The organism is Prevotella brunnea (assembly GCF_008016795.1).
GTDB classification, from domain to species: domain Bacteria; phylum Bacteroidota; class Bacteroidia; order Bacteroidales; family Bacteroidaceae; genus Prevotella; species Prevotella brunnea.
Genome location: NZ_SDIK01000045.1, coordinates 1 through 6,832, shown reverse-complemented (window position 1 = coordinate 6,832; position 6,832 = coordinate 1). Strand labels below are relative to the sequence as shown.

General features: G+C 42.1%; 7 protein-coding genes. 3 read left to right on the top strand and 4 right to left on the bottom strand.

Features of this window, described 5'->3' with window-relative positions; translation table 11 throughout:
- Together ETF27_RS06205 and ETF27_RS06200 are read left to right on the top strand one after the other, a co-directional pair.
- The coding region (locus tag ETF27_RS06205; RefSeq protein ID WP_147785601.1) for a leucine-rich repeat protein at positions 1 to 1,961 on the top strand (1,961 nt) is incomplete at its 5' end.
- 8 nt (positions 1,962 to 1,969) lie between these two features.
- A complete protein-coding gene (locus ETF27_RS06200; RefSeq protein WP_130829248.1) occupies positions 1,970 to 2,170 on the top strand; it encodes a hypothetical protein in 201 nt (66 codons plus the stop codon).
- Between the two features lie 409 nt (positions 2,171 to 2,579).
- On the opposite strand, the gene ETF27_RS06195 is transcribed toward ETF27_RS06200, so the two are convergent.
- Positions 2,580 to 3,263 carry an OmpA family protein gene (locus tag ETF27_RS06195; protein WP_130829246.1) on the bottom strand — a complete coding sequence of 228 codons (684 nt, stop codon included), beginning with the start codon at positions 3,261 to 3,263 and terminating at the stop codon, positions 2,580 to 2,582.
- Positions 3,264 to 3,496: 233 nt separating this feature from the next.
- Between ETF27_RS06195 and proS the strand changes: the two genes are divergently transcribed.
- Positions 3,497 to 4,978 carry a proline--tRNA ligase gene (proS, locus tag ETF27_RS06190; RefSeq protein WP_147785599.1) on the top strand — a complete coding sequence of 494 codons (1,482 nt, stop codon included), beginning with the start codon at positions 3,497 to 3,499 and terminating at the stop codon, positions 4,976 to 4,978.
- Between the two features lie 91 nt (positions 4,979 to 5,069).
- Here the strand turns inward: proS and ETF27_RS06185 are convergent, their stop codons facing one another.
- Genes ETF27_RS06185 through ETF27_RS06175 form a run of 3 tightly spaced genes read right to left on the bottom strand, consistent with a single transcriptional unit; the run spans position 5,070 to position 6,719 of the window.
- A complete protein-coding gene (locus ETF27_RS06185) occupies positions 5,070 to 5,522 on the bottom strand; it encodes a DUF4293 domain-containing protein (RefSeq protein ID WP_130829242.1) in 453 nt (150 codons plus the stop codon).
- A gap of 2 nt (positions 5,523 to 5,524) precedes the next feature.
- Positions 5,525 to 5,866: a DNA-directed RNA polymerase subunit omega gene (locus tag ETF27_RS06180; protein WP_130829240.1), complete on the bottom strand. Its 342-nt coding sequence runs from the start codon at positions 5,864 to 5,866 to the stop codon at positions 5,525 to 5,527.
- A gap of 25 nt (positions 5,867 to 5,891) precedes the next feature.
- Positions 5,892 to 6,719: an outer membrane protein assembly factor BamD gene (locus ETF27_RS06175; RefSeq protein ID WP_130829238.1), complete on the bottom strand. Its 828-nt coding sequence runs from the start codon at positions 6,717 to 6,719 to the stop codon at positions 5,892 to 5,894.
- Positions 6,720 to 6,832: the final 113 nt, after the last annotated feature.

Here is a 6,832-nt window from a genome sequence, read left to right as displayed (position 1 = left end):
AGCTAAATCCGTATAAGACACCTGAAGGGATAGAAGCCATTGAGGATGCCGCCTTTTATCAATGCAGTGTCACGATGATTAATTTCCCAAAAAGTCTGAAGTACATTGGTTGGCGTGCCTTCTACAAGACCAATTTGGAACCTTATAGCGGCATTACTACAAAAAGTAACAAAAGCTCAACTAAACATACGAAAAATCTTCAACCTATCATAATTCCTGGCAAGACTGCCATAGGTCCTCAAGCCTTTGAAGGAAGTTTTTCAACGTCAAAATTTGAGTGTTCACAAATAACATTCGTGGGTTATCAGGCTTTCAAGGGAGACAAATTTAAGATCACAACACCCATCCCTAAAACAGCGAAGATTGGCGAAGCAACCACAGATACCAAAATTACTGACATGTATAACAATCTACCCGCAGGCACTGACCAACGTTCGGGTGTGGAATCTTTTGCTGAATTCAGCGGCACTGTAAGTTTGGATGACGGTCCAACAACCATCCCTACAGGCATGTTTGAAAATGCTTTCACAAACTTACCTAAATTTGTCATTCCCTATTCAGTGAAGAATTCCATAGAAGAAAGAGCTTTCGAAAATGCCGGTATCCTTAGTTTCAACGACTTGTCTGTAGTAACGAAAATAGGTGCAAGGGCTTTCAAACATGGCTGTATATCAGGCGATTTTGAAATCCTTGATAACGTTACAGAAATTGGCGATGAAGCTTTTGCGTGCAACGGCAAGCTGACAGGGCTTAAAGTGATAGGCTCCAACGACTGCAAGATTGGCGAAGGCATTGTTAGAGGATGCTACAACTTGGAGTATCTTGACCTGCGCAACATGAAAAGCACAGAGGCCAAAAACAACCTGAAGAATTTGTCGCGTGAATTTGACACGGACACCAACCCGAACAAAACCATCACGGCAGGGCTTCCAACCCACACCGTCGTTTATCTTCCCGATGCAGCGGACATCACCTTTGCGGAAGGTCAGGACGTGAACTTTGTCAAGAGCAATGGCTCATGCACAAAACTGAGCTTGCAGGATGGCGCAGAATATGAGTTCCCTTATGCCATCAAAGCCAATCAAGCAGTTTACAACAGATGCAACATGACCATTAACAACATCACCGTAAACCGTGGTTACAATACGGGGTTACCCATCAGCCATTATGAAGGCGACAACTCTCTGACCTCCTACCGCGAATTCTCTGATTTTGCCTCCGGTAAAAACTGCTTCACCGTCTTCCTGCCATACGCCGTGAAACTGCCGAAAGACAACGGCATACGCGCATACAATTTGGACTTACAAACAGAGAGAAGCACGGGTAAAATAAACGAATACACCGGTGAATATGAAATGGAAGAAGTTTATGTGTTTAAGTCAATCCCCGACGGCAGCACACTCGAGGCAAACACACCCTATTTGCTGCGCATCACCAATGGTGGGAACTACACCTCTCAGAATTTCGAAGCGATTGACAATCCGGTGGTAATTGCTGCGTCTGGCAATGACAAGTATGATGAAAATCATGGTGGAAGATTAAAGCCAAAATTCTCTACCCGGGGTGTGACAGACCAAAGCTACGTGTTCACCGGTAGTACCGAAAAAATTCCACGTGTGCCGGGGGGAGGTAGTCGGGAAGACAACCCTTGGACCCTGGGTCGCGATGAAAACGGAAACGATATGTGGAAAAGAATGCCGGAAAAGACAGGTTTCGGTAAACTCATACCTCCTTTCCGCGGGTGCATTATGCTTAAGCCGACTGCTTCCCCGGCCAGGCAGTTTGTGTTGTTACTCACAGAGGACAATAAACCGGCGGGCATCAACGATGTGACAGGAAACACCGATGCACAGAAAGGTGTACAGCAGATATACACCATTGACGGACGCTATGTGGGCACCAACTTCGACAGCCTGCCGTCGGGTATGTATATAGTTCAGGGAAAGAAAATGTTGAAGTAGAAATAAATATGAATATAGGAGAAAAGAATATGAACAAGACTATATGCGACAAGCGTACATACTTGCAGCCACGCATCGAAATCATCAAAATGAGCACGAACGCCGGCATGATGGACACCGTCACCATTGCAAGGAAAGATGAAAATACGGATGAAGCCTATGGAAAGCAGGTGGAATGTGATATGGATGTATGGGACGACGGACAATGATTATGGTTGGAAATACGCAGCAACATTCGGTGAGAAATGCCGAATAAAGCAGAAACCATGATATAAAGCAAAAGGGTGTGTCAATAGGCACACCCTTTTTTATGCTTTATCGAAAAATGGAATGATTAAAGCCAAGATAAAACCAAAGATATCCATCAAGTAAATTAAGATATCCATCAAGTAAATTGTAACAGACTCATCAGCAACTTCCATTGATTCGGATCATGAGAATTACCCCAATGCCATACATGTTTCCTATCATTTTCGGCGTATGCCCATTTTCATGTCATGAAACTTATGAATGACAAAGTAATGACATAAGGGAAGAAAACGTCAAACAACCGCCTGCTTGGATTGCAAGAGGCGGTTGTTTGACGTTTTAAGAACTAAGCTCAAATACCTAATTTGCTTATTTTAAAGTTCCGTTGTTTGCCGCGTTAATCATGTTCTGGGATGCATACAAATAAACTTCCACACGACGGTTGGCAGCACTTACACGCTTATCTTCTATGGGGTTTGCACTACCCAAGCCTTCTACCGTGCGAATTTGTGCAGCCGACACTCCCTGTGAACGCAAATAAGTAGAAACCGATTTTGCTCTTTTCTCTGACAACGGAATGTTGATTTCATCGTTTCCGGAAGCATCTGTATAGCCCTGAATTGCCACATCACAATCAGAATTCTTTTTCATCACGCTTGCGAAATTCGCCAATTCGCTCTTTGAGGTAGCACTTAACGTTGCACTATTCAACGCAAAAAGAATACCTGAATCGAACGTTACTTTCACGCAATCCAACCCATTGGCATCCGTTACTTTCTCAACTTTACCATTTGGCACCTGAGCCGCGGTTTCCCGTGCCACTTTATCCATGTGATGTCCTATCAATGTTCCTGCTCCTGTTCCAACAGCAGCTCCGATAGCCGCGCCAATCATTGTACCTTTGCTATTCTTACCGATAATATTTCCTACAATTCCGCCAAGAACCGCGCCACTACCCGCGCCTATCAAACTGCCTGTACCTTGTTTTGTTGCACAACTTGATACTAATGTCAATGCGCATAATCCTACTGTGAATGTCTTTAAATTCTTCATAATTCAAAAAATCTTATGTTAATTATTATCTATATTTATAGAACACTATCCCATTTTCGATTGCTATCTAATACAAAGATACAACAAATTGTTCTTTATTTAAGCGTTTGCCAACATTTTTTTGTATTTTTGCACAAAGATAAGGCTAAGTAGCCCCATATACGTAGGGAAAATTCCTAAAATCACAAGGGAAACTCCTATCATCAGAACGAAAATAGAAAAACGAAATACTTATGGCAAAAGAACTCAAAGATCTTACCAAGCGAGCCGAGAATTATTCACAGTGGTACAACGACTTGGTGGTGAAAGCAGATTTGGCAGAGCAGTCAGCTGTACGCGGATGTATGGTTATCAAGCCCTATGGCTATGCCATCTGGGAAAAGATGCAGGCACAACTCGACAAGATGTTTAAGGAAGCAGGTGTACAAAACGCCTATTTTCCATTGCTTATCCCAAAAAGTTTTCTTTCAAGAGAAGCAGAGCATGTGAAAGGATTCGCTAAAGAATGTGCTGTGGTAACTCACTATCGCCTAAAATCCAATGAAGAAGGTGATGCTGTGGAAGTTGATCCCACCGCAAAGTTGGAAGAAGAATTAATCATTCGTCCCACCAGCGAGACCATCATTTGGAATACTTATCGAAATTGGATACACTCCTATCGCGACCTACCATTGATGTGCAACCAGTGGTGCAACGTGATGCGTTGGGAAATGCGCACACGTCCGTTTCTACGCACATCTGAATTTTTATGGCAGGAAGGACACACAGCTCACGCCACACGTGAGGAAGCCGAAGAGGAAACAAAGAGAATGCTTAAAATATACGCCGATTTTGCCGAACAATGGCTGGCAATCCCTGTGGTTCAGGGAGTAAAAAGCGAAACGGAGCGTTTTGCGGGCGCATTGGACACCTACACCATTGAAGCGATGATGCAAGATGGAAAAGCTCTTCAGAGTGGTACATCGCATTTCCTTGGACAAAACTTCGCAAAATCTTTCGGTGTAACTTTCTTGAACAAGGAAAACAAGCCCGAATATGTTTGGGCCACCTCATGGGGGGTCAGCACACGCTTAGTGGGTGCCCTCATCATGACCCACTCTGATGATAACGGACTTGTACTTCCGCCTAAAATAGCCCCCATTCAGGTAGTGATCATTCCTATTTTCAAAGGCGAGGAACAGCTGAAGGCAATTTCCGACAAACTGCAACCGGTGATTGACCAATTAAGGAAACTGGGCATTACCGTAAAATTTGACAATGCGGACAACAAACGTCCCGGCTTCAAATTTGCCGATTACGAGCTGAAAGGAGTTCCTGTACGCCTTGCCATGGGCGGAAGAGACTTGGAGAATAATACGATAGAAGTGGTTCGACGCGACACTTTAGGGAAAGAAAGCGTCAGCTTCGATGGCATAGTGGAATATGTAAACAAACTGCTTGAGGAAATTCAAACCAACATATACAAGAAAGCCGTAAACTTCCGCGATGCACATATCTACGAATGTGATGATTATGAAGAATTCAAGGAGAAAGTAAAAGACGGCGGATTCTTCCTCTGTCATTGGGATGGAACGTCAGAGACAGAAGAGAAAATCAAGGAAGACACGCAAGCCACCATACGATGCGTACCGTTCATGTTCGAACAGACTGAAGGAGTTGACATGGTGAGCGGAAAGCCGGCGAAGTACCGTGTTTTAATTGCACGTTCGTATTAACAACAGAGCGACAAATACGTAAAAAGACTATTTAAAAACGGGCATTTGCTTCAATAGCAAATGCCCGTTTCATGATTAAAAAGTCAAATTTTCATCTAATCCTATCAGCTGCTCTTACCAAAGCCTCATCAGCTTTTATTGCCCTCTTTGCCAAAATCACTAAAACGAAAGCGACAAAAGGAAAGCAAGCTGTTATTTGATAATGAAAAATGGTGTTATTGCCGGATATTCTGCTAAAAACAATATACGCAACGTACCAAACAACAAGCAGCAACATAAGAATATTACAAGTCAGCATCTGTCGCTTCCGATGATGAAAATCGAAAATCGCGAAGAGATGGAGAGGCAACGTAAGAAGGAGTATTGCGAATAGAGGCCAAACGCTAAAATCCTTTGCCCCATTTCCATCAACAATCCATAAGTTGAGCATCTTGCTCGCCACACACATTCCATTAGGTTCAAACCAACCTATGGGCAAAGACAAGCAAGTCAGTACCAAGACAAAGGAGAGAAAAAGAAAAATTGTCTGTTTACGCTGTATCATTCCTAAATTTCTTCTTCTTCCAAATTATCCTTAGCCGGATCACGCCAATAAATATTCCCCTCCAAAAATTCCTGAGTTGCCAATAATGTAGGTTTGGGAAGTTTCTCGTAGTAGCGACTTATTTCAATTTGTTCGCGGTTTTCAAAAACTTCCTCCAAGGAATCGTTATAAGAAGCAAACTCTGCCAACTTTCTACTCAAGTCCTGCTTAATCTCAACTGAAATCTGATTAGCGCGTTTTGCGATAATCGCAACACTCTCGTAAACATTACCTGTTTCTTTCCAAAGTTCCAAAACGTCACGAGTGACGGTATTTACAGGCGATTTTGACTTTTTGTAATCCATTCGATGTATTGTTTATATTTCCTAATTATTCTTTCGTAAATTCTTTACACTTCTCAATATACTTTTCAGCTGTAGCTCGTTCTTTTGAATCCGGATATTCATTAATAAATCCGTAACATTCATCTTCAGCATCCTGATATCTTTGCACTTTCTTCTCTTCTACACTCATCTGCGCCAGTTCAAATTTACTTTTCATAACCAGCACCGCAAATTCCTCTCGCAAAGGTGTATAGGGAAAATCGTTCAAAGCGTTCTCAGCAGTAATGATACATGCTTGGTAGTTGTTGCCACCATCGTTTGAACAATTGCCGAAATATGTTCCAAGATTGTAATATAATTTAGCACTGAGAAATTCTTTACGTATCAATTTGTCTTGAAGCTCGAACAATCGCTTTTGAGCTGTTCCTTTCATTTTTCCATTCGGAAAGACATCCAAATAGTCTTGAAAAGCTGCAATAGCCTCCACAGTTGGTGTCTGATCCAATCGTGGCTCCGGAGTGCCGGAATAAAGACTCTGCCCAATATAGAATGAAGCCATTTCCGCGTAATCACCATTAGGATAGATTTGGTAATACTTTCTAAAAGTTTCAGAGGCAGCCTCGTAATCCCTTAATCCGTATTCTGCCATTGCCAACATATACAGACATTCCTGGGCATTATCCGTGCCTTTCATGATGGTTACGAGATCTTGCAAAAGAGGCACGGCAAAACTATATTTTCCATTCGCAAAGCATTCTTTTGCATACTCATATTTGTAGGTATAGTCGCTACTCTTGTAAACTTGGTTATATTCACGAGCACAACTTGTCATAAACAGGACTAAAACCAATGTAATGAAAAAGTTCTTCTTCATAATTCGAATTTGATTTGCAAAGTTACACATTATTCTATAAATAACAAAAGTAGAGTATGTTTTTTAGCAAAAAATCACTTTTCAACGAGAGTAGGCGGATTCCATAAGCAAGT

Excerpts from the sequence above, each read along its gene's own strand:
- ETF27_RS06200 (WP_130829248.1), top strand. The coding sequence starts at position 1,970 with ATGAATATAGGAGAAAAGAATATGAACAAGACTATATGCGACAAGCGT.
- proS (WP_147785599.1), top strand. The coding sequence starts at position 3,497 with ATGGCAAAAGAACTCAAAGATCTTACCAAGCGAGCCGAGAATTATTCA.
- ETF27_RS06185 (WP_130829242.1), bottom strand. The coding sequence starts at position 5,522 with ATGATACAGCGTAAACAGACAATTTTTCTTTTTCTCTCCTTTGTCTTG.
- ETF27_RS06175 (WP_130829238.1), bottom strand. The coding sequence starts at position 6,719 with ATGAAGAAGAACTTTTTCATTACATTGGTTTTAGTCCTGTTTATGACA.
- ETF27_RS06180 (WP_130829240.1), bottom strand. The coding sequence starts at position 5,866 with ATGGATTACAAAAAGTCAAAATCGCCTGTAAATACCGTCACTCGTGAC.
- ETF27_RS06195 (WP_130829246.1), bottom strand. The coding sequence starts at position 3,263 with ATGAAGAATTTAAAGACATTCACAGTAGGATTATGCGCATTGACATTA.